Source organism: Pollutimonas bauzanensis, from assembly GCF_900129885.1.
In the GTDB taxonomy this organism is placed as follows: Bacteria; Pseudomonadota; Gammaproteobacteria; order Burkholderiales; family Burkholderiaceae_B; genus Pollutimonas; species Pollutimonas bauzanensis.
On sequence record NZ_FQXE01000004.1, the window covers coordinates 122,687 to 143,521 of the forward strand.

Here is a 20,835-nt window from a genome sequence, read left to right on the forward strand (position 1 = left end):
TGAGTTATTGTTCCCGCAACGAACAGTAATGCCCGGAGCCAGCCCAGCGAGGCATTGGAAAACAAAATGGAAAGAGTATTGATCACCGGCGGCGCCTCTGGCATAGGCGCCGCGACCGCGCAGCGATGCCGCGATGAAGGGTTCGAGGTCGTGATCATCGATCGCGCCGGCGACGGCATCATCGCCGATCTGTCCGATCCCGCCGAAACAGCGCGCGCCCTGCGGCAAGCCCTGGCCGGCGGCCCCATCACCCGCCTGGTCAACAATGTCGGCATCATCTGCCCGGCCGGCGCCGATGAGCAGACGCTGGATGAACTGGAGCTGACGTTCTCGCTCAACCTGCGCTGCGCCTTCCAGTGCATGCAAGCGCTGCTGCCCGGCATGAAAGCCGCAAGCTTTGGGCGTATCGTCAACATGTCGTCGCGCGCCGCGCTAGGCAAGGAACTGCGCACCGCCTATGCCGCCACCAAGGCCGGCCTGATCGGGATGACGCGCGTCTGGGCGCTGGAATTGGGCGAGCACGGGATCACAGCCAACGCCATCGGGCCTGGTCCGATCCGCACCGAATTGTTCGAGCGCGGCAATCCGCCAGACGCCCCGCGCACGCAGGCGATCATCAATGCCGTGCCCGTGCGGCGCATAGGCACGCCGGAAGACATCGCGCACGCCGTGTCGTATTTCCTGGACAGCCGCTGCGGGTTTACAACCGGCCAGGTGCTTTATGTATGCGGCGGCATGACCGTCGGCGTGGCCGGCATCTGACAGCGAGACATGCCTTAAGCGCCTCAGCGCAGCATGAATGACATGGCGGAAAAGCTGTTGAGAATGCGCAGCACCGCGTACATGCTTTCCGCCTGGAAGCTCAGCGCGCTGCCGCTTACGCGCGTGACCGAAGGCCATTGGCAGAACAGGTCGGCCTGGCCGGGGGTCTGAGTCGTCAATTCGCACTGGAACGCAGCGCCGCCGGGCAAGGCCAGCGGCCGCAAGCCAGGCACCCTGGCCACGGCCGCGGCCGCCGCTTCCTGGATCAATGCGCAGGCGCGGCCCGGCGCGAGCGATACGCAAGCCGCATTGCCCTCGGCGCGCTTGGTCTGCACCGATACGGCCCCGGGAAACAGCCCTTGCGTTTCCGCCAGGAAGACATCGTCCCCCGTCAGCAAGGCCACGGGCACGCCAAACTCCCCTGCCAGGGCGCCGTACAGGCCTGCCTCGCCCAGCTCGGCGCCATTGACCCGCACGCGCCGGAAGGCGAAGCTGTTGATGGTGTGCGCCAGCACCCCGCGCTCCTGGGAGCGGGCATGGTAGCCCACCATGAAGACCGCGTCGCAGGCTTGCTCGACGCCAGCCATCATGCCCAGATAACGCGGCTTGCCCGTAACCATTTCGGCTCTTTCATCCAGGCGGTCCAGCAACAGGTTGCGAAAGCCGCCATGCGAATCGTTGACCAGGACCGCGGTCGCCCCGCCGTCGAACGCGCCGCGCACGGCGGCGTTGGCTTCGGCCGTCATCCAGGCCCGGGCGCGCTCGTACTCGCCGTTGCCGCTGCGTGTCTGTTCGGCGTGGGTCACGCCCGCAACGCCTTCAATATCAACCGAAACCAGGACTTTCACCAAGACTTCCTTTCAAAAAAAATCGCGCCATTGCGGCAGCGCTTCCGTTATCGCCAGGCGCCGGCGGCCCCCCCTGCCAGCAACCGTCGCGGCGGCCCACAAGGCATGGACGATGGCCTGTTCGGTGGCCTCGGCCGCCGCCTCGAACAAAGGGTCGATCAGCGATTCGTGCAATAGCGCCACGATGGGCGCGGGGCCATCGGCCGAGGCCGGGACCTGGTAGGCGGTGGTAAAGGCCAGCGAGATATCGCCGCTGCCATGGCCGTACACGGATCCCAGGCGCGCCAGCCCCGCGGCCGCTCGCCGGGAAACCCGCCGCAGCTGGCGGGCGTCGAGCGGCGCATTGGTCGCCAGCACGATAATGATGGAGCCCTTTTCCGGTTCAGCGGCCGGCGCATCGAATCGGGATATGCGCCTGTCGTTCCCGATGAGCCGGCCCAGCGCCTGGCCCTTCACCATCAGATTGGGCAGGCAGCCGAAATTGGCCAGGACCAGCGCCCCCATCACATAGTCGCCGCCGGCCGTGGCGGCCAGCCGCGACGCCGAGCCGATGCCGCCTTTCATGGAAAAGCAGGACATCCCGCGCCCCGCGCCCACCGCGCCTTGCTCGAAATCCGCCGCCGCGGCGCGGCAGGCGCCGTGGTAGTCGCCGGCCGACACCGCAAAGGCCTGGATATCGTTCAAGTAGCCGTCGTTGCATTCGAACACCAGCGGATTCACGGTGGGCCAGTCGCGCCCTATCTGCGGGTGATTCGCCACCGCCTGGCGGAACTGGGCCGTCGCCACCTCGCCGACGGCAAAGGTATTGGTCAGCGCTATGGGCGTTTCCAGCACGCCGAGCTCCTGCACTTGCACCAGGCCTATGCTTTTCCCGAAGCCATTGATCACCGTGGCGGCGGCGGGCACTTTGCAAAGAAACTCGTCGCCCCCATGCGGCCTGATCACCGTCACCCCGGTCTGCACCTCGCCCCGCGACAGCGTCGCATGGCCCACCGCGACGCCGGGCACATCGGTGATCCGGTCGCTTGCGCCGGCCGGCAGATATCCTACTCTGGGAGCATCAAAACAAGGCATGGCGTTCAGCGGTCAATCTTGGGGTCCAGGGCGTCGCGCAAGCCGTCGCCCAGCAAATTGAAGGCCAGCACGGTAAGGAAAATGGCCAGCGCGGGGAAAATGGCCACATGCGGCGCCAGCAGCATGTCGGCCCGGGCGTCGTTGAGCATCGCGCCCCATTCCGGCGTGGGCGGCTGCGCCCCCATGCCGAGAAATGACAGGCTGGCGGCGGTAATGATGGACGTGCCGATGCGCATGGTGCCGTACACCACGATGGGCGAAATCGTTCCGGGCAGAATATGGCGGAAGATAATGACGGCATCGGGCGCGCCTATGCTGCGCATCGCCTCGATATAGGTCATGTTCTTGATGGCCAGGGTGCTGCCGCGCACCAGGCGCGCGAAGGCCGGCACGCTGAACACGGCGACGGCGATAATGACGTTGACCATGCTGGAACCGAGGACCGCCACCACGCCTATGGCCAGCAGAATGCCCGGGAAAGCCAGCAGCACATCGGATATTCTCATGATGATGCGCTCCCACCAGCCTTCGTAGTAGCCGGCGACCAGGCCCAGCACCGTTCCCGCCAGCGCGCCCAGGGCCACCGAGACAAAGCCGGCCGCCAGGGAAATGCGCGCGCCCATCACCACCCGGCTGTAGATGTCGCGCCCCAGTGAGTCCACGCCCATCCAGTGCGTCCACGAGGGCGGCTGGTTCAAGGCGTCGTAGTCGAAGAAGCCCTCGGGGTCGAAGGGCACTATCCATGGCGCGAAAACCGCCACCAGCACCAGCAGCAGCACGAATATGCCGGCCCACATGGCCAGCCTCTGCTTGCGGAACTTGCGCCAGAACTCCCGCAGCGGCGTGCGTACCGGGCTGTCCGGCGCGCGGGCGCCGGCGGGGGCCAGGATCGGTGCTCGATTCATCGTCCGCCCCTACTTGTACCGGATAGTCGGATTGATCATGCCGTACAGCACGTCGACTATCAGGTTGATCAGAATGAACTCAAGAGAAAACAACAGTATCAGTCCTTGAATGACGGGATAGTCGCGCATGATGACGGAGTCGACCAGCAGCATGCCCACGCCCGGCCAGGCGAAGACGGTTTCCACCACAATGGAGCCGCCCAAAAGAAAGCCGAACTGCAGACCCATCATGGTGACGACGGGAATCAATGCATTGCGGAAGGTGTGCTTGAGGACGACGATGCGCTCGGACAGGCCTTTCGCCCGCGCCGTGCGCACGTAGTCTTCCTGCATGACCTCGATGAACGCCGCCCGGGTGAAGCGCGCCATGACCGCCGCCACGCCCGCGCCCAGCGTGATGGACGGCAATATGTAATGTTTCCAGGTGCCGGCCCCCACGGTGGGAAGCCAGCCCAGCTGCACCGAGAATATCTGCATCAGGACCATGCCCAGGGCGAAGGCCGGGAATGAAATGCCCGACACCGCCACCGTCATCCCCACCCTGTCGGGCAGGCGGTTGCGCCAGACGCCGGAAACCACGCCTATGACCAGGCCGAACACCACAGACCAGACCATGCTGGTCAATGTCAGCAGCAAGGTGGGCATGAGGCGGTCGCCGATTTCCTGCGACACGGGGCGCTTGGTGCGCAGGGAATGGCCCAGGTCGCCATGCAGCAAATTGTCGAAATAACGCAGGAACTGCTTGGGCAGAGGCAGGTCCAGGCCCAGCTCGTGGCGCACGATCTGGACCGTTACGTCGTCGGCTTCCGGCCCCGCGGCCAGCCTGGCCGGATCGCCCGGCAGAGCATGCACGAACATGAACACCACTATCGCCACCAGCAGCAGCGTGGGGATCATGCCCAATAGCCGTTTTACTATGTATGTCAGCATCTTGATGCGCGCCGGGCGGGAGCGGCCCGAGTGGGACCGGACCCGCCGTGCAGCGATTTTTCCCGATTATGGTTTCAGGTCCACTTCCGAAAACTGGAAGGAACCGTCAGGCATCACGTAGAGGCCGCTGAGCTTCTTGCTATTGGCCGACAATAATTGCGCCGTAGTCAGAAAAGCCCAGGGCGCATCGTGCCATATCTGGTCCTGCGCGCTATCGTACAGCCTGGTTTTCTCGGCCGTGTCGGTGGTCAGCAGCGCGTCGGCGATGTCTTTGTCCACCTTGGGGTTGGAATAGTAGGCGGTGTTATAGAAAACGGGAGGCCAGCCGTTGGTGGCCAGCAATGGGCGCAATGCCCAATCCGCTTCGCCGGTGGAAGCCGACCAGCCGCTGTAGTACATGCGAACGGGCGCGGTCTTGGCATCCTTGACTTGTTCCACCCGCTGCACCCGCTGGCCGGATTCCAGCAGCTCGATCGAAACCTTGATGCCTACCTGGGCCAGTTGCTGCTGCAGAAACTGCACGGCTTTGGCGGAGGTGCCGTCGTTATACGCCGACCACAAGGTGGTGGAAAAACCGTTGGGGTAGCCCGCTTCTGCCAACAATTCGCGCGCTTTTTTCAGGTCGTAGGGCCATGGGTCCATTTTCTTGGCAAAGTCCACCCCTTGCGGTATCACGCCTTGCGACGGGAAGGCGTAGCCGGCGAAGGCGACCTTGGCCAGGGCTTCCTTGTTGATCGCATAGTTGACGGCCTGGCGCACTTTGAGGTTGTCGAAAGGCTTCTGCTGCACATTCATGGAAACATAGCGCGCAATGATCGAGGGCGCGGCCACCACGTCCAGCTTGTCATTCTTGGACAGCAGCGCCGCCTGCTCGAATGGCAAGGGGTAGGCGAACTGGGCTTCCCCGGTCTGCACCACCGCGGCGCGGGTGTTGTTGTCGGTGACCGTGCGGAAAGTCAGGCTGTCGATCTTGGGATAGCCTTTTTTCCAGTAGCCATCGAACTTCTTGACCTTCAGGTATTCCGCGGGCTTCCATTCCACGAACTCGAACGGCCCGGTCCCCACCGGGTGGAAGGTGATGTCCTTGCCCCATTTCTTCAGGGCGGCCGGCGAAATCATCATGGCCGACGGGTGCGCCAGCGAATTGATGAAGGCCGAGAATGGCTCGCTCAGGGTGATTTTCACCGTCAGCGGATCGATCGCTTCGATTTTGCTGATGCGGCTGAACTGGTTGTAGCGCGCCAGGCCGTTCGCCTTGTTCAGCACCCGCTCCAGGTTCACCTTGACCGCGTCGGCATTGAAGTCGGTTCCGTCCTGGAATTTGACGCCACTGCGCAACTTGAATGTGTAAACCAGGCCATCGGCGCTGGACTCATGGCTTTCGGCGAGCAGCGGCTGGATCTTCAGGTCTTTGTCGAACTGGAAAAGGCCTTCGTAATACACTTTTCCGAGCGCCTGCGACCGGGTCGAATTGGTGTTGTAGGGGTCCAGGGAGTCCAGCGAGGTTTCTATCGCGACAGTGACGTCCTTGGCGGCGAACGCCGCCGCGCCGCCGAACACGCCGGCCGCCAGTATGGCGGCAAGCACCGAATTTTTGGCATTGAGATATTTCATGAGCTGCTTCTCCAGTAAATTTAAAATGAAGCACTGCTTTGGTGTTGCGCCACATAATGGCCGGCCGCCACCTCGATCAACGGAAACACTTCGGGTTCATCGCCGACATTGCGGATAGGGCTGGGGATTTCCCCCGATAACAATTTGCGGTCCAGATGGCGCCGGCCGGGGTCGGCGATCGGCACAGCCGCCATCAGCTTCCTGGTGTAGGGATGCTGGGGGTTCTCGAATATGGCGCGGCGCGGGCCTATTTCCACGATCTGGCCCAGGTACATCACCGCCACGCGGTGGCTGATGCGTTCGACCACCGCCATATCGTGCGAAATGAACAGAAAGGCGATGCCCATTTCTTTTTGCAGGTCGATCAGCAGGTTCACGATCTGCGCCTGGATGGAGACGTCGAGCGCGGAAACCGATTCGTCGGCGATGACCACTTTCGGGCTCATGGCCAGCGCCCGCGCGATACAGATGCGCTGGCGCTGGCCGCCGGAAAATTCGTGCGGATAGCGCTGCGCGGCGTCGGCCGGCAAGCCGACCTTCTCCAGCAAGTAAGCCATGCGTTCCCTCGCGGCCTCGCCCGAGAGCACCTTGTGTATGAGCAAGGGCTCGATAATGGAATAGCCCACCGTCACACGCGGATCCAGGGACGCGAAGGGGTCCTGGAAAATGAACTGGATATTGCGCCGCAGGCTTTGCAATGCCGGCCCTTCCAGCTCGTCGATCTGCTGGCCGTCGAACTCGATGCGCCCGCCCTGGGTGCGCACCAGGCGCAGCAAAGAACGCCCGGTCGTCGACTTTCCACAGCCTGATTCGCCCACCAGCGCCAGGGTTTCGCCGCGGAACAGGTCGAAGCTGACTTTTTCGACGGCATGAACGCGGCGCGTCACCCGCCCGAATATCCCCGTGCGGATATCGAAACGGGTCGACATCTCGCGCACCCTCAGGATGGGCGCGGCCCCCGAGTCGGCGGGCGGCACGGCGACGGCCCTGTCCGCCCGCGGCGCAAGGACTTGTCCGCCGCTCCCGGCGGGGGCCGACAGCACGGGAAAGTGCTCGGGTTCGTCGGTGCCGCGCATGGACCCCAGGCGGGGCACCGCCGCCAGCAAGGACTGCGTGTAAGCGTGCCGCGGCGTGGCGAAAACCTGCTGCGCCGAGCCGGTCTCCACGCTGTCGCCGCGCAGCATCACCAGCACGCGGTCCGCCACCTCGGCGACCACGCCCATATCGTGGGTGATGAAGATCACCCCCATGTTCATCTCGCGCTGCAGCTCGCGGATGAGCTGCAGGATTTGCGCCTGGATGGTGACATCCAGGGCGGTGGTGGGCTCGTCGGCTATCAGCAAGGCCGGCTTGCACGCCAGGGCCATGGCTATCATCACCCGCTGGCGCATGCCGCCCGAGAGCTGGTGCGGATAGCGGCCCAGCACGTTCCTGGCGTCCGGAATGCGCACCTGGTCGAGCATCTGCAGGGCCCGCGCCAGGGCCTGGCCCCGCCCCAGGCCCTGATGCAGGCGGATCGATTCGGCAATCTGTTCACCGACCGGGAAGATCGGGTTCAGCGAGGTCATGGGCTCTTGAAAGATCATCGCCATGTCGGCCCCGCGCAGGCTGCGCAATGTCTTGCCGGACGCGGCCGCCATATCGACCATTTGCCGATTGCGGCGGCGAAAAAGCACACGGCCGCCGATGATCCGGCCGCCCCCGTACTCGACGAGCCGCATCAGGGCCAGCGACGTCACCGATTTGCCCGAACCGGACTCGCCCACGATGGCCAGGGTTTCGCCGCGATCCACATGGAAGGAAAGGTTCTTGACGGCATCGATGCTGCGCTCGGCGCCCTTGAACTGCACGCTCAGGTTTTCGACCTGCAGCACGCGGTCGTCTGCCAGGACTGGGGTGGAATCAGGCATGGCCTTCATGGGCAGAATTCATCCATTAAAAATCTCGCCGCTAAGTGTGTATGGCAACAAACGGGCGCTGCCCCGCGTACATATAGCCGCGGTACATGCCTTCGGTATTGAAGGGCATGCATACCTGGCCTTGCGCATCGACGGCGATCAGCCCGCCCGAGCCGCCTATCCTGGGCAGCTTCACATGCACGACGCGCTCGGCCGCATCCGCCAGCGAACAGCCGCCATACTCCATTTGCGCCGATACGTCGTAGGCCGCCACCATGCGGATGAAGGCTTCGCCCGTGCCCGTCGTCGAGACCGCGCAGCTGCGATTGTTGGCATAGCAGCCGGCGCCTATCAGCGGGGCGTCGCCGACGCGGCCAGGCTGCTTGTTCGTCATGCCGCCCGTCGACGTGGCTGCCGCCAGGTCGCCATGGCTGTCCAGCGCCACAGCACCCACCGTGCCCAGCTTGCGGGTTTCATCGAGCGGCGCGAAACTCATGGCCTGCGCATCGTGATCCAGCGCCGTCAGGCCGGCTCCCGCGCGCCGCACCCGCTCCAGTTGTTCGCGCCGGGCCGACGTCGAGAAGAAATCCGCGGCGACGCACTCCAGGCCCTGGCTGCGGGCGTAGGCCTCGGCGCCGGGCCCGACGAAAAACACATGCGAGCTGCGCTCCATCACGGCCCGCGCCGCCAGGACCGGGTTGCGCAATATCGTCACATTGGCTACCGCGCCGCTTTTCAGGGTGTTGCCGTCCATGATGGACGCATCCAGCTCGTGCTTGCCTTCGCTGGTGAACACCGCCCCATAGCCCGCATTGAACAAGGGGCATTCTTCCAGCAGGCGCACCGCCTCGGTCACCGCGTCCAGCGCCGAACCGTCCCGCGCGAGGATGGCTCCGGCGCCTTCCAGTACCTGCTGCAAGGCCGCCTCGTAGTCCTGGCGGATTTCCGGCGTCGTCCTGGCGCGCGATATGGCTCCGGCGCCGCCATGGATCACCAGCACAGGCTTAATCATCTTTCTTGTCCCTATAAATCAACCACGGCATCACGGATTCGGTCAGCAGGGCCGCCGTGGTCAGCGAGTCCTTCGACTGGTGGGCGACGGCGGCCGAGAGCGCCTCGATCATGCCCAGCGCGGCGGTTTCCGAGTTCGACAACAACTGGCGCTGGCTGTGGGCATACAAACAGATATCGGCCAGGGGCGCCAGCGGCGAGGTGGGCTTGTCGGTAATGGCCAGCAGCGTGATCCCGCCCGACTTCGCGGCCTTGGCCAAGGTAATGGTGTCGGCCAGATAACGGGGAAAGGCGATGGCGATGACCAGGTCGCCCTTTTTCATGCGCGACAGCTCGCGCGCCGCATGCGACACGCCGCCGGGCCCGGCCAGGCACTCGACCATGGGGCAGTGCAGGCTGAGCCCGCGCTGCAATAACCCGCCGAGAAAGCCGCTGGAGCCGAAACCAATGATGAAAATGCGGCTGGCGTCGAGCACGGCCTGCACCGCTTTTTCGCATTGCTCCGCGCTCAGCGAGTGGCGGGTGAGTTCGGAATTGCGCTGATCCTCGTACAAGGACGCCGCAAAGACGTCGAAGCAGGTGGCCGACCGGCTGCGCTCCAGGCGCAGGCGCTCGACCGGCTCCAGCGCTTCTTCGAAGCCTTGCGCCAGCTGGGCCCGGAACTGCGCGTAGCCGGGCAAGCCCAGCGCCCGCGCAAAGCGGTTGGCCGTGGCGATCGACACATCGCATTCCTGCGCGAATTCATCGATGGACATGATGGCGACCTTGAACGGGCGCGCCAGCACATAGTCGGCCATGCGCCGGTGCGATGCGCTGAGGGCCGACATGGATTGCGCGATGCGCTCGGCGACGGAAAGACAATGCGGGGGCGCCTTCGGCGCCGCATTGGTCTTGCCTCGCTTGCCCTCGCCCTTCAGGGCCAGGCTTGCGCTTAGGCTCTTGGTCATAAAATCCTGATCGGTCCGGCCCGCAGGAAATAATGCGGGCCTGTAAATTATGTAAGTTAATTTACACTGAAAATGACTTTATGAAAATTAATTTTCATAGGGAGTAACCCTAGTCCACCGCCTGGAACCCGACGCCGCAAGGGTCCAGCCTTATTCCGGCCGGCAGGTTCTTCCATGGCAGCTGCCGCAGGATCATGGGCATGAAACCGGGCGCCGCGCCGACAATGATTTCCTCGGCGATAGGGGTGAAATCCGCGCGGAAATGGACGGCGCTTTTCACCACCAGGACAGCTTGCGCGGTGGGCTCCACACCGACGAAACGGAACATGGCTTGATCCGCCATTTGCACTTTCCGGGAAGCGATGACCACACGCACGCCGTCGATCAACAGGCAGGCCGACGGCCCCATGTCGAGGCGAAAGCCGTGGTAGTAGGGGCCGGTGGCGTCGACCTTGCCGTCGGAAAGGCTTTCGATAAAGAAATCGCCCTCGAAAGGCTGGTCGTCGGCCAGACCCGCATTGCCGCCGATAGCCAGGCGTATGCGTTCGCCCTGGCCGCAAGCGTGGATCTTCGCGGCGGCGACAGGGTCGACAATCAGCCCAATGGCCGCGCGCTTTGCCTTGTTGCGCAACAGGGCGCGCAGCATGCCGGTGGTATCGGAGTTGCTGCCCGCGCCGGGATTGTCCTGGGCGTCGGCGATAACGATGGGCCTGGCGCTGGACAAGGCCTTCCCCATGGCATATTGCACCGCTTCGTCGGGGCTGTAAAGCTTGCCCGCGAACGATGCTTCAGCCGCATTCGCCGCGGCCGCCAGGCGATCGGCGGCGGCATTGGCGCTGGCCTGGTCATCGGCATAGGCCCAGATGACAGGCGAACACTCGGGGAAATCGGCAGCCGGAAAGCCAGTGGCGAACGACATATGCGTGACGTCCTTTTCGATCTCCGCCAACTGCTGATACAAGCCTTTGGCGGGTTGAATGTCGGTGCATTGCCAGCAGATTGGAATCAGGAAAGGCAGACGGCGCACCGCGACTTTCGGGCGCACCCCGGCAGCCAGCCGGCCCTGCAGTTGCCGGTAGGCGCGGGCCCCGGTTTCCGCCATATCGACATGAGGATAGGTGCGATAGGCTACCAGGATGTCCGCCTGCTCCAGCATTTGCGCGGTGACGTTGGCATGCAGGTCCAGGCTGGCCACGATAGGCACGTCGGGCCCCACCACCGCGCGCGCGCGACGCAGCAATTCGCCTTCGCCGTCATCGAAGGTTTGCGCCACCATGGCGCCATGCAAATCAAGATACACGGCGTCCACCGGCAAGGCGGCGCTGATGCCGTCCACAATCATGCCGGCGATGCGCTCGTAAGCATCGGCCGCGACATGCGCCGATGGGCTGGCCGCGCACCAACTGGTGGGAACCAGGGTGTCGCCGGCGTCCAGCGCGCATTGGACGAAACCCGCCGCGGGTATATTGGCGCCGGCTATCGCCGGCCAGATGGCGTCGCGCGACAGCAGGCCGGGCCACCCGCCCCCGGCCAGGAAGGCATCCCAATCGGCCAGATCGGGCGCGAAGGTATTCGTTTCGTGTTGAAAACCACCATAAACAATGCGTGACATATTCTTTCCTGCCTTTAACGAGTAATTGTTTGCACCGTATGCCGATGCGTGCTTCGAATGCGGTGCCCCGGTCATGCCGGCCTAAAGTTCTGGAAATCCCAACCGCGTCCGGGCGCGGCGTCTATCAAGGCCTTGGTGTAGCTTTGCTGCGGCTGGCTCAGAACCTTCCGGGCGCTGCCCGATTCCACGACCTTCCCGTGCTGCATCACCAGGATGGTGTCGCAAATCTGCGCGGCGACCCGCAAGTCGTGGGTGATGAACAGCACCCCCACCCCGACCCGCTGCCGGATTTCCTCCAGCAGGTCCAGCACCTGCGCCTGCACGGATACGTCGAGGGCGGAAACGGCTTCGTCGGCGACGAGCACGTCCGGCTCCATCACCAGGGCGCGGGCAATGCAGATGCGTTGGCGCTGCCCGCCGGAAAATTGATGGGGATAGCGTTCCATCGTGTCGGCCGGCAAGCCGACCAGCTCCATGGCCCGCAGCGCCTGTTTCAGGGCGTCGCCGCGAGACGTACCATAATTGAGCAGACCTTCGATAATGGAATCGCCCACGCGGCGCCTGGGGTTCAGGCTGCGGTAGGGATCCTGGAAAATGATCTGGATGCGCTTGCGCATGGGCATAAGCTGGCTGCGCCCCATAACGGTGATGTCGTCATCGTGCAGCCTGATCTCCCCGGAGCTGGGGTCTATCAGCCTGACCACGCAGCGCGCCACGGTGGACTTTCCCGACCCCGACTCGCCGACGATGCCGAGGATTTCGCCGCGCCGCAGCGTCAGGGCGACATCGCTGGCGGCTGGCACTTGTTCGGACTTGCTGAACAGCTTTTTGGTTTTCTCGTAGAACTTGCACAGCCCGCGCACTTTCAGGATGATCTCGCCAGCCGGGGCGCAACGCTCGTGGGGAACAAGGCTGGGCACCGATGACACCAGCATGCGGGTGTAATCCTGCTGCGGGCGCGCAAGTATCTGATCGCGCGTTCCCGTTTCAACCACGCAGCCCTGGTTCATGACCAGGATGCGATCGGCGATCTCCGCCACGACGCCAAAATCGTGGGTGATGAAGATCACGGCTGTGCCGTGCCTGGCCTGCAATTCGCGGATCAGGGCGAGAATCTGCTTCTGCGTGGTCACATCCAGGGCCGTCGTGGGCTCATCGGCGATGAGCAGCCTGGGCTTGAGGATCAAGGCCATCGCAATGACAATGCGCTGGCGCTGGCCGCCCGACAATTGATGCGGATAAGAATCGTAAATGCGTTCGATATCGGGCAGATGCACGGAATCCAGCATGGCCAGCACCTGGCGGCGCCTCTCGGCGGCCCCCGTCCTGGTATGCAGCTTGAGCACTTCTTCGACCTGGGCGCCCACGCGGTGGACCGGGTTGAGCGCCGTCATGGGTTCCTGGAACACCATGGCTATCTTGGAAGCGCGCAGTTTGCGCAGGCGGCTGTCGCTCGCCTTGAGGACGTCTTCGCCGTCGATTTCGATTTCCCCGGCCATCGCGGTCAAGGCGTCTTTAGGCAACAGGCCCATTACCGCCAGGGAGGTCACCGATTTACCCGACCCCGATTCGCCGACGATGCACAGTGTTTCACCAGCATGGACCTGCAGGCTCATGCCGTGGACTATCGGGCGCCCCAGGCCGGCTGCGCCGTCGGCGCCACGGCTGGCGTTGACGGACAGGTTTCTTATGGTCAATACCGGAGCGTTGCCGCTGCCGCTATCGTTCTCTTGCGCTGTCTGAGTCATGATTGTTTCCTGGTCTTCGTTCAAGGCGCGCGCCTCACAACCGGCGCGACATGCGCGGATCCAGCGCATCGCGCATGGCGTCGCCCAGCACGTTTACGCTCAGCACGGTCAAGGACAGCAGCACGCCCGGATACAGCACCAGCCCCGGAAGCAGCTGAAAATAGGCGCGGCCTTCGGCCATGATGTTGCCCCACGAGGAGGTTTCAGGCGGAACCCCCGCCCCCAGAAAACTGAGAATGGCTTCTGTCAGAATGGCCGACGCAAACACATAAGTGCCTTGCACGACGAGCGGCGCGATGGTGTTGGGGACCAGGTGGCGCAGCATCAGCGTGAAGGTCGGCGTGCCCAGGGCCACCGCGGCTTCGACATAGGGTTCGTTGCGCACGCTCAGAATCACGCTGCGCACCAGCCGCACTACGCGCGGGACTTCCGGAACCGTGATCGCGATCATTACCGTCATCAGGCTGGCGCCCGAAAGCGACACCAGGGCGATCGCGAGCAAGATGCCTGGAATCGCCATGAGGCCGTCCATGACGCGCATGACGATGGCGTCTATCCAGCGGAAATAGCCCGCCACCACGCCTATGGCCAGGCCTGTCGCCATGCTGAACACCGCCACCCCCAGGCCGACGATCAGCGACACGCGCGCGCCATACAGCACGCGCGAAAATACATCGCGCCCATAGGCGTCCGTGCCCAGCCAGTGCGCTCCTGTAATGGGCTTCAATCGAACGCCGGGATTGATGGCGGTCGGATCGACCGTATGCAGCCATGGAGCAAGAATGGCAACAAAAATGACCAGCGCAAGTATGAAGAGCGATATCAGCACGGGGCCGCCCCGGAGCGTCCGGGCAAATGCCGACTGGATCTGCGCCGGTCCGGGACCAGCATCGCCCGGGGATGAACCCGCGGGCAAGGTCGTTGTAGCGTTTGTCATGTCGGCCTCAGTAACGGATGCGTGGATCGAACACGGTGTACAGCGCGTCGACAATAAGATTGATGAAAACGTAGACGAAGGCGAACAGCAGTATCAACGCCTGTATGACCGGGTAATCGCGCGCCAGCACGGCTTCCACGACCAGCCGGCCCAGCCCCGGCAAGTTGAAGACGGACTCCGTCACCACAACGCCGCTGATCAGCATCGCTACCCCGACGCCTATGATGGTGACGATGGGGACGGCGGCATTGCGCAAGGCATGGCCGGTCAGTACGCTGCGCTCGCGCAGGCCCTTGGCGCGCGCGGTGCGAATGAAATCCTCGCCCATTACCTCGATGATGCTGGTACGGGTAATGCGGGCGATCAATGCTATGTATACGGTGCTGAGCGCAATCGTGGGCAGAACGAGGGCTTGCGCGAACGGCCAGAGGCCGGCCGCAAGTGGTTTGTAGCCTTGCACCGGAAACCAGCCCAGTTTCAGCGAGAACACAAGAATCATCACGTACGCCGTCACGAATACGGGCACCGAGAAACCCAGCACCGATGCCGCCATGACGAGGCGGTCCAGCGGTTTCCCCTGGCGCCAGGCAGCCAGTATTCCCAGGGGAATGGCCACCAGGACAGATAAAGTGATGGTGCTCAGGCACAGGGCCAGCGACGGCCCCATGCGCTGGCCTATCATCTCGGCCACAGGCACGCCGGAAAGCAGGGAGGTGCCCAGATCGCCTTGAAGCAAGCGCCATATCCAGATAAGGAACTGGACATACATCGGCTCGTCCAACCCCATCATCCGGCGTATTTCTTCAAGCTGCTGCGGTGTGGCGGAATCACCCGCAATGATGGCCGCGGGGTCCCCCGGAGTCAGCCTGAGTATGGCGAACACCACCGCCGCGACCATGGCCATGACGGGAATCGATGCCGCGGTGCGCCGCAGGATAAAGTTAAACATGGCCGGCTCAGCTTGCTGATTTCTTGATGTTCCAGAAGACCGGCGCGGGCGATTCCAGCATGCCCGTCAGGTTCTTGCGGAAAGCCCCGGGCACGAAGTACTGGCCCATGGGCAGCAGCACGCCTTCGTCTATGACCAGTTGCTGGATATCGTTGGCCAATTGCTTGCGCTTGGCTTCATCGGCAGTGCGCGAGAATTCGACGCGCAATTCTTCGATTTTCGGCACATTGGGCCAGCCGAACCAGGCTTGTGTGCCGTTGGCGGCGACGCCGAAGGCGCGCAGGGGATCGAGCGCCTCGGCCATTACATTATTGGTGGCGAAGATATTCCAGCCGCCGGCCTTGGGATCTGCCTGGACCGCGCGGCGCGTCACCACCGTCTGCCAGTCCATGGCTTGCATGTCCACCTTGAAACCGGCGGCGCGCAAAGCCTGGGCGATGACGACGGGCTGGGCGTTCACCGACGGGGTATCGGTAGGCTGCAGGATAACGACAGGCGTGTTGTCGTAGCCGGCTTCTTTCAGCAGCGCCCTGGCTTTGTCGATATTGCCTTTGACGGTGACTTCGGCGCCCGCCTGGCTGTCATAAGGCAAGCCGCAGCCGAACAGGGCGGCGCAGGTCTTGTAGTACTTGGGGTCGCCGATCAAGGCCTGCAGGACGCTTTCCTGGTCCACGGCGTACATGGCTGCCTGGCGGATCTTCTTGTTGTCGAAGGGCGCATGCAGGTGATTCATGCGCATCACGGTCTGGTAGCCTTGCGGATCGAGCACCTGGACTTTGATGTCGGCATTGCTCTCGACGATGGGAGCCAGGTCGTAAGGGAGCTGTTCAAGGTAGTCGATTTCGCCGCTGACCAGCGCATTGACCGAGGTCATGGCGTCGGGCGTGGCTATCCATTTCACGCGATCGACGTAGACGTTCTTGCCGCCGGCCATGCCGCTCGCCGCTTCTTTCCGGGGAACGTAGTCGGCGTTCTTTTCATACACGACCTGCAGGCCCGGCCTGAACTCCGCCACCACCATCTTGAAAGGACCCGACCCGATATATTCCTTGATGGGCTGATTGGCGGGGGTATCGGCAATGCGCTTGGGCATCATGAAAGGGGCTATGCCGCTGGGCTTGGCCAGCGCGCGCACCGCCAGGTCGGTCGGCTCCTTGAACGTCATGACAAAGCGCTTGGCGTCCAGAACCTTCATTTCAGACATTTGGGCGCTCATCATCTGGCCCATCTTGTCCTGCTGCGCCCAGCGCTTGATGGAAGCAACGCAATCATCGGCGGTGACGGCCGCGCCGTCATGCCATTTCAAGCCGTCGCGCAAGGTAAAGGTATAGGACTTGCCGTCGCCGGACGCTTCCCAGCTTTCGGCCATCTGCGGCTTTATATTGTTTTGCGCGTCGGTGGCCAGCAGGGTGTCATAGATCATATAGCCGTGATTGCGCGTAATATGCGCCGTGGTCATGACCGGATCCAGCACGCGCAGGCTGGAATGCATGACCGCGGTGATGGTCTGGGCATGAAGCGACGGGGCCACGGCCGCGGCGGCAAGCGCGGCGGCGAACAAGAGTTTGCGCGGCGAGAACAGCTTTTGTTTTGACATGGTTTTACCTTGCTTTGGTGGTAGGAAAGAGCCAGGCGGGCAGGCTCGTGGGAGCTTCTTTCTATAAAGCGATGGAACTGGCGCTGCTGAAGCCGGCTTCGGTGGCCTGGGCGACGGTTCTTCCCCGCTCCAGGAAATCGGCGTATTCGTCGTCGGGCACGAAAAGGCCGCCGGTAGTCCACAGGATGTGATTGGCCCGATGCATGCTGGGGTGCAAACCATGCCGCCTCAAGTACGCCTGCCCGATCTCGCCGCCCAGCAGCATGCGCGGGCCGCTGAACGCGGCGGCGGCCGACGGTTCAATGCGGATATTTTCCTGAACGTGCAGCCAATACAGATCGGCGAACAAGGTATCGTCCGAGGTGGTGGCGATGCCCGCGAGCAGCGGACGCATTTCCTCAATGGCGAGCTGCGAAGCCGCGGGAACGGCCAGCCCGTCGGCATGGGTGGCGTTGTCCAGGCCCACGTCGTACACGGTAATGCCCGCCCAGTCGGGGTTCTGCATCTGCGCCAGGAAGCATGGCGATGCCGTCGGCTCGACAAAGAAACAATGCACCGCGTCGCCGAAGATATGTTTGAGTCCGAAGGTCACGCCGGCGGGCGCCCCGCCCACCCCGCAGGGCAGGTAAACGAACAGCGGGTGCTCGGCATCGACCGCGATGGCCAGTTCCTCAAGCTGGGCGCGCAGCCTGAACGCGGCAACGCCATAGCCCGAAAACAGCAGGCGCGACTGCTCGTCGTCGACAAAATAGGTGTATGGATCCGCGCTCGCGCGCACCCTGCCCGCCTCGACGGCTTCGCTGTAGTCGCCGGAATATTCCAGCACGGTAACCCCATGCCGGCGCAGGCGGTCTTTCTTCCATTGCTTGGCTTCGGCCGACATATGCACGGTGGCGCGAAAGCCCAATGCCGCCGCCATGATGCCTATGCTCAGGCCAAGATTGCCGGTGGAACCCACTGAAATTTCATGCTGGCTGAATATCGACCGGGCCGCGGGCGACGCCAGTTCAAGATAGTCGCCGCGGGGACCGGGCAAGCCATGCCGGCGCGCCAGCGATTCAGCGAACTCCAGCACTTCGTGTATCCCGCCCCTGGCCTTGATGGACCCCGCGATGGGCAGGGCGTGATCGGCCTTGATCCAGAACTTTCCGTAGCGGCCGCCGGGGTTTTCGATGCCCGCGACCGAAGGCAGCTCGAGCAAAGCGGACTCGATGATGCCATGGCTTTCGGCGAGCTCGGGGAAGAGCCCGGCCAACAAGGGAGCGAACCTCGCGAGACGGGCTTCAGCCTCTCTTACATTGTTTATAGTAATGGAGTTGATGGCGGGTCCATCGTCGGACGAACGAATTTCAGGATTCAGCCAAAGCTGTGGCAAACTGCTGATTTTACGTGAACGGTTGCTGCGCATCAGTATTTTCCCTAGTGTTTCCGGGATTTCCATACGGCCGGAATGGGTATGTTCATGGACCTGATTCTGGCGGCGCAATGCGGATCTGGCAAACCATTTATATTAACTTTGTTGTTAGTCAAACTAATGAAATACAAGCTCTCTTCTTCTGTGCTCACATGGCTGCGCTGCTTTGACGCGGCCGCGCGCAACAACAGTTTCACCAAGGCGGCCGCCGAATTGCACGTCACCCAGGGCTCCGTCAGCCAGCAAGTCAAGCTGCTGGAAGAACACCTGGGCGTTCCCCTGTTCCATCGCACGCGCCGCAGCCTCGTGCTGTCGCAGGACGGCTTTCGGCTGGCCATGGCGGTCGGCCAGTCGTTCCAGGTTCTGAACGATGCCCTGGGGCAGATACAGAACAGTGGACAAAACCATGCGCTGAACCTGAGCTGCTCGCCATCGTTCGCCATGATGTGGCTCACTCCGCGCATGGGGCAGCTGTTGCGCGAGCATCCCGATCTGTCGGTGCGTGTCCACGGGGAATTCCAGGCGCTGGATCGCTTCCGCATGGAAGAAGAACAGATCGAAGCGGGCATACGCTTCGATCTCGGCCACTATTCCGACCTGGACGCGGTGGAGTTCCTGGACGAATGGCTCGTGCCGGTCGCCAGCCCGGCGTTTATCGCGGCCCACCCCGAAATCAGGCAGCCGTCCGACCTGCCCAGCTCGCTCATGCTGCACGACGCCATGCCGTGGGACAACGCGCCGGAGGATGCGGAATGGGCAACGTGGCTGGAAGGTGTGGATGCGCCGCTTCCAGCGCTGCACGAAGGCCTGCACTTCAATTTGTCGCAACTGGCGGTGACCGCCGCTTTGACGGGGCAGGGCGTAGCCATGGGCAGGCTGGCGCTGGTGCTGGACGATTTATTGAAAGGCCGCCTGGTGCAGCTGTTTTCCAGGCCGGTGCGCTCCAGGGCTTCATATCATTTCATTTCCATGCACCAGCCCAAAGAAAACCTGAGCATCATCGAGATCTGGCTGCAGCGGGAAAGCAAGCGGTTTAAAAAAGCGCGCGACGCCTGGTTCAAGACGCTTGCGTGCAAACCCTAGCTTGCGGCAGAATTTTATATGTGTAAAACTGTTTTCATACACAGGAAATAAAAGCATGGGCAAACCTTCTTGGATCGTCAGTGAATCGGATGTCGCCGGTTATTCCCCCGCCAATCACAGCGGCACCGTCAACCGCCGCCTCATCGGCCGCGACAATGTGGGCGCCCGGCATGTGGAGGTGCTGGTGGGCACTATCGAAAAGAACCAGGGCGCGCACCCGCATGCGCATCCGGGCATCGAGCAAGTCTGCTACTTGCTGTCGGGCTCGGCCATCGTCGAGGTCGAGGGCGAACGCGGCGAACTGCTGCCGGGCGACTGCTGCTATTTCCCTCCCGACAAAAAGCATGTCTTCACGGTGACCAGCGATGAGCCGGCGCGCCTGCTGGTCATCTACTCACCGCCATATGAAGAAAACCCCGCGCGGGTTATCCGCTAGCCCCGTCAAGCAGCACAACCAAGCCGCAACCACACAATCGCGGCACAGGAGACCTACCATGACCGCAATTCCGCACCGCTTCCCGGCGCCTCGCGCGCCCGGCCTTTTTTCCGGCAAAGGTTTGCTGGGCGCATCGTTATTGGGCCTGGCGCTATGCGCCGGCAGCGCCCTGGCGGCCTATCCGGAAAAACCCATCAGCCTGGTGGTCCCTTTCCCGGCCGGGTCGGGCACCGACGCCGTGGGGCGAATTTTTGCCGAAGAGCTCGGCAAGCAACTGGGCCAGCCCGTCATTGTCGAGAACAAGCCCGGCGCCAATGCGACGATAGCCGCCAATTTCGTGGCCAAGGCCAAACCCGATGGCTACACCCTGTTCGTCACGACCAACACTTCGCATTCGGCCGCGCCATGGCTGATGAAGAACGTGTCCTACGACCCGGTCAAGGACTTCACCCCTATCGCCCGCGGCGGCAATCTGCCCTTCCTGCTGGTGAGCAATCCCGGCAAGCCTTATAAAACCGTCCAGGAACTGGTCAAGTACGCGAAAGCCAATCCGGGCACCGTCACTTATGCGAGCGGCAACAGCACCGGCATAGTCGCGGGCGCCACCCTCGGGAAGGCCGCGGGGCTGGATATCCTGCATATTCCCTACAAAGGCACGCCGCAGGCGCTGACCGACCTGGTCGGCGGCCAGGTCGATTTCATGTTCACCGACTTCACCTCCGGCATGCCCTTCGTCAAGTCGGGCCGCCTGCGCGCCATGGCGGTGTCCACCGCCAAGCGCAGCGAACTGGTGCCCGACCTGCCTTCCATGGAAGAATCGGGCGTCGCCAATTTCGACATCAATTCATGGAATGGCTATTTCGGCCCCGCCGGCATGTCGCCCGATGTGGTGAAGGTGCTCAACAACGCCATCAACAAAATCGTCAGCGACCCCGACACCAAGGCCCGCCTGGCTCAATTGGGCTTCGATGCGTTCAGCGGCACGCCCGAAGACTTCAGCAAATTCGTCCAGGACCAGTATGTCCTGTGGGGCAATTTGATCAAGGCAGCCAATATAAGCGCGCAATAAT

Annotated in this window: 18 protein-coding genes; 4 read left to right on the forward strand and 14 right to left on the reverse strand. The window is 63.0% G+C overall.

Going from position 1 to position 20,835, the window contains the following annotated elements:
* The first annotated feature begins 66 nt into the window (after window positions 1–66).
* Window positions 67–762, forward strand: coding sequence for an SDR family oxidoreductase (locus BUB23_RS09145; protein ID WP_073102806.1), 696 nt, complete (start codon window positions 67–69; stop codon window positions 760–762).
* 23 nt (window positions 763–785) lie between these two features.
* On the opposite strand, the gene BUB23_RS09150 is transcribed toward BUB23_RS09145, so the two are convergent.
* The 14 genes from BUB23_RS09150 to BUB23_RS09215 all read right to left on the reverse strand — a co-directional run bounded on the left by BUB23_RS09150 (window position 786) and on the right by BUB23_RS09215 (window position 18,273).
* Window positions 786–1,610: a M55 family metallopeptidase gene (locus BUB23_RS09150; protein WP_073103093.1), complete on the reverse strand. Its 825-nt coding sequence runs from the start codon at window positions 1,608–1,610 to the stop codon at window positions 786–788.
* A 12-nt stretch (window positions 1,611–1,622) separates the two neighbouring features.
* Complete coding sequence (locus tag BUB23_RS09155) at window positions 1,623–2,684, reverse strand: DmpA family aminopeptidase (protein ID WP_073102807.1); 1,062 nt, start codon at window positions 2,682–2,684, stop codon at window positions 1,623–1,625.
* A 5-nt stretch (window positions 2,685–2,689) separates the two neighbouring features.
* Window positions 2,690–3,589, reverse strand: coding sequence for a glutathione ABC transporter permease GsiD (gene gsiD / locus BUB23_RS09160; RefSeq protein ID WP_073102808.1), 900 nt, complete (start codon window positions 3,587–3,589; stop codon window positions 2,690–2,692).
* Between the two features lie 9 nt (window positions 3,590–3,598).
* Complete coding sequence (gene gsiC / locus BUB23_RS09165; protein ID WP_073102809.1) at window positions 3,599–4,519, reverse strand: glutathione ABC transporter permease GsiC; 921 nt, start codon at window positions 4,517–4,519, stop codon at window positions 3,599–3,601.
* Window positions 4,520–4,585: 66 nt separating this feature from the next.
* Window positions 4,586–6,133 (reverse strand): glutathione ABC transporter substrate-binding protein GsiB, encoded by a 1,548-nt coding sequence (gene gsiB / locus BUB23_RS09170; RefSeq protein ID WP_073102810.1) that lies wholly within the window; start codon window positions 6,131–6,133, stop codon window positions 4,586–4,588.
* 20 nt (window positions 6,134–6,153) lie between these two features.
* Window positions 6,154–8,043, reverse strand: coding sequence for a dipeptide ABC transporter ATP-binding protein (locus tag BUB23_RS09175; protein WP_073103094.1), 1,890 nt, complete (start codon window positions 8,041–8,043; stop codon window positions 6,154–6,156).
* Between the two features lie 40 nt (window positions 8,044–8,083).
* Complete coding sequence (locus BUB23_RS09180) at window positions 8,084–9,043, reverse strand: isoaspartyl peptidase/L-asparaginase family protein (protein WP_073102811.1); 960 nt, start codon at window positions 9,041–9,043, stop codon at window positions 8,084–8,086.
* On the reverse strand, window positions 9,036–9,989 hold the full coding sequence (locus BUB23_RS09185) for a MurR/RpiR family transcriptional regulator (RefSeq protein ID WP_084135918.1): 954 nt from the start codon (window positions 9,987–9,989) through the stop codon (window positions 9,036–9,038). The genes BUB23_RS09180 and BUB23_RS09185 overlap by 8 nt, the downstream gene beginning before the upstream one ends.
* Before the next feature lie 109 nt (window positions 9,990–10,098).
* Window positions 10,099–11,601, reverse strand: coding sequence for a M81 family metallopeptidase (locus BUB23_RS09190; protein ID WP_073102812.1), 1,503 nt, complete (start codon window positions 11,599–11,601; stop codon window positions 10,099–10,101).
* 71 nt (window positions 11,602–11,672) lie between these two features.
* Complete coding sequence (locus tag BUB23_RS09195) at window positions 11,673–13,349, reverse strand: ABC transporter ATP-binding protein (RefSeq protein WP_073102813.1); 1,677 nt, start codon at window positions 13,347–13,349, stop codon at window positions 11,673–11,675.
* A 34-nt stretch (window positions 13,350–13,383) separates the two neighbouring features.
* Window positions 13,384–14,286 carry an ABC transporter permease gene (locus BUB23_RS09200; RefSeq protein WP_084135919.1) on the reverse strand — a complete coding sequence of 301 codons (903 nt, stop codon included), beginning with the start codon at window positions 14,284–14,286 and terminating at the stop codon, window positions 13,384–13,386.
* Between the two features lie 7 nt (window positions 14,287–14,293).
* Window positions 14,294–15,235 carry an ABC transporter permease gene (locus BUB23_RS09205; RefSeq protein ID WP_073102814.1) on the reverse strand — a complete coding sequence of 314 codons (942 nt, stop codon included), beginning with the start codon at window positions 15,233–15,235 and terminating at the stop codon, window positions 14,294–14,296.
* A gap of 7 nt (window positions 15,236–15,242) precedes the next feature.
* Entirely contained in the window at window positions 15,243–16,832 is a 1,590-nt protein-coding gene (locus BUB23_RS09210) for an ABC transporter substrate-binding protein (RefSeq protein WP_073102815.1), read from the reverse strand.
* 61 nt (window positions 16,833–16,893) lie between these two features.
* Window positions 16,894–18,273, reverse strand: coding sequence for a D-serine ammonia-lyase (locus tag BUB23_RS09215; protein WP_073102816.1), 1,380 nt, complete (start codon window positions 18,271–18,273; stop codon window positions 16,894–16,896).
* Window positions 18,274–18,366: 93 nt separating this feature from the next.
* Here BUB23_RS09215 and BUB23_RS09220 point away from each other — a divergent pair, with 93 nt between their 5' ends.
* From BUB23_RS09220 to BUB23_RS09230, 3 genes are read left to right on the forward strand one after another with little or no spacing between them, the layout of a single operon-like run.
* The gene (locus tag BUB23_RS09220; protein ID WP_073102817.1) at window positions 18,367–19,329 is read left to right on the forward strand and encodes a LysR family transcriptional regulator; all 963 of its coding nucleotides are present in this window, start codon (window positions 18,367–18,369) and stop codon (window positions 19,327–19,329) included.
* Window positions 19,330–19,384: 55 nt separating this feature from the next.
* A complete protein-coding gene (locus BUB23_RS09225) occupies window positions 19,385–19,765 on the forward strand; it encodes a cupin domain-containing protein (RefSeq protein ID WP_073102818.1) in 381 nt (126 codons plus the stop codon).
* A gap of 58 nt (window positions 19,766–19,823) precedes the next feature.
* A complete protein-coding gene (locus tag BUB23_RS09230) occupies window positions 19,824–20,834 on the forward strand; it encodes a Bug family tripartite tricarboxylate transporter substrate binding protein (protein WP_084135920.1) in 1,011 nt (336 codons plus the stop codon).
* The last annotated feature ends 1 nt before the right edge of the window (window position 20,835 follow it).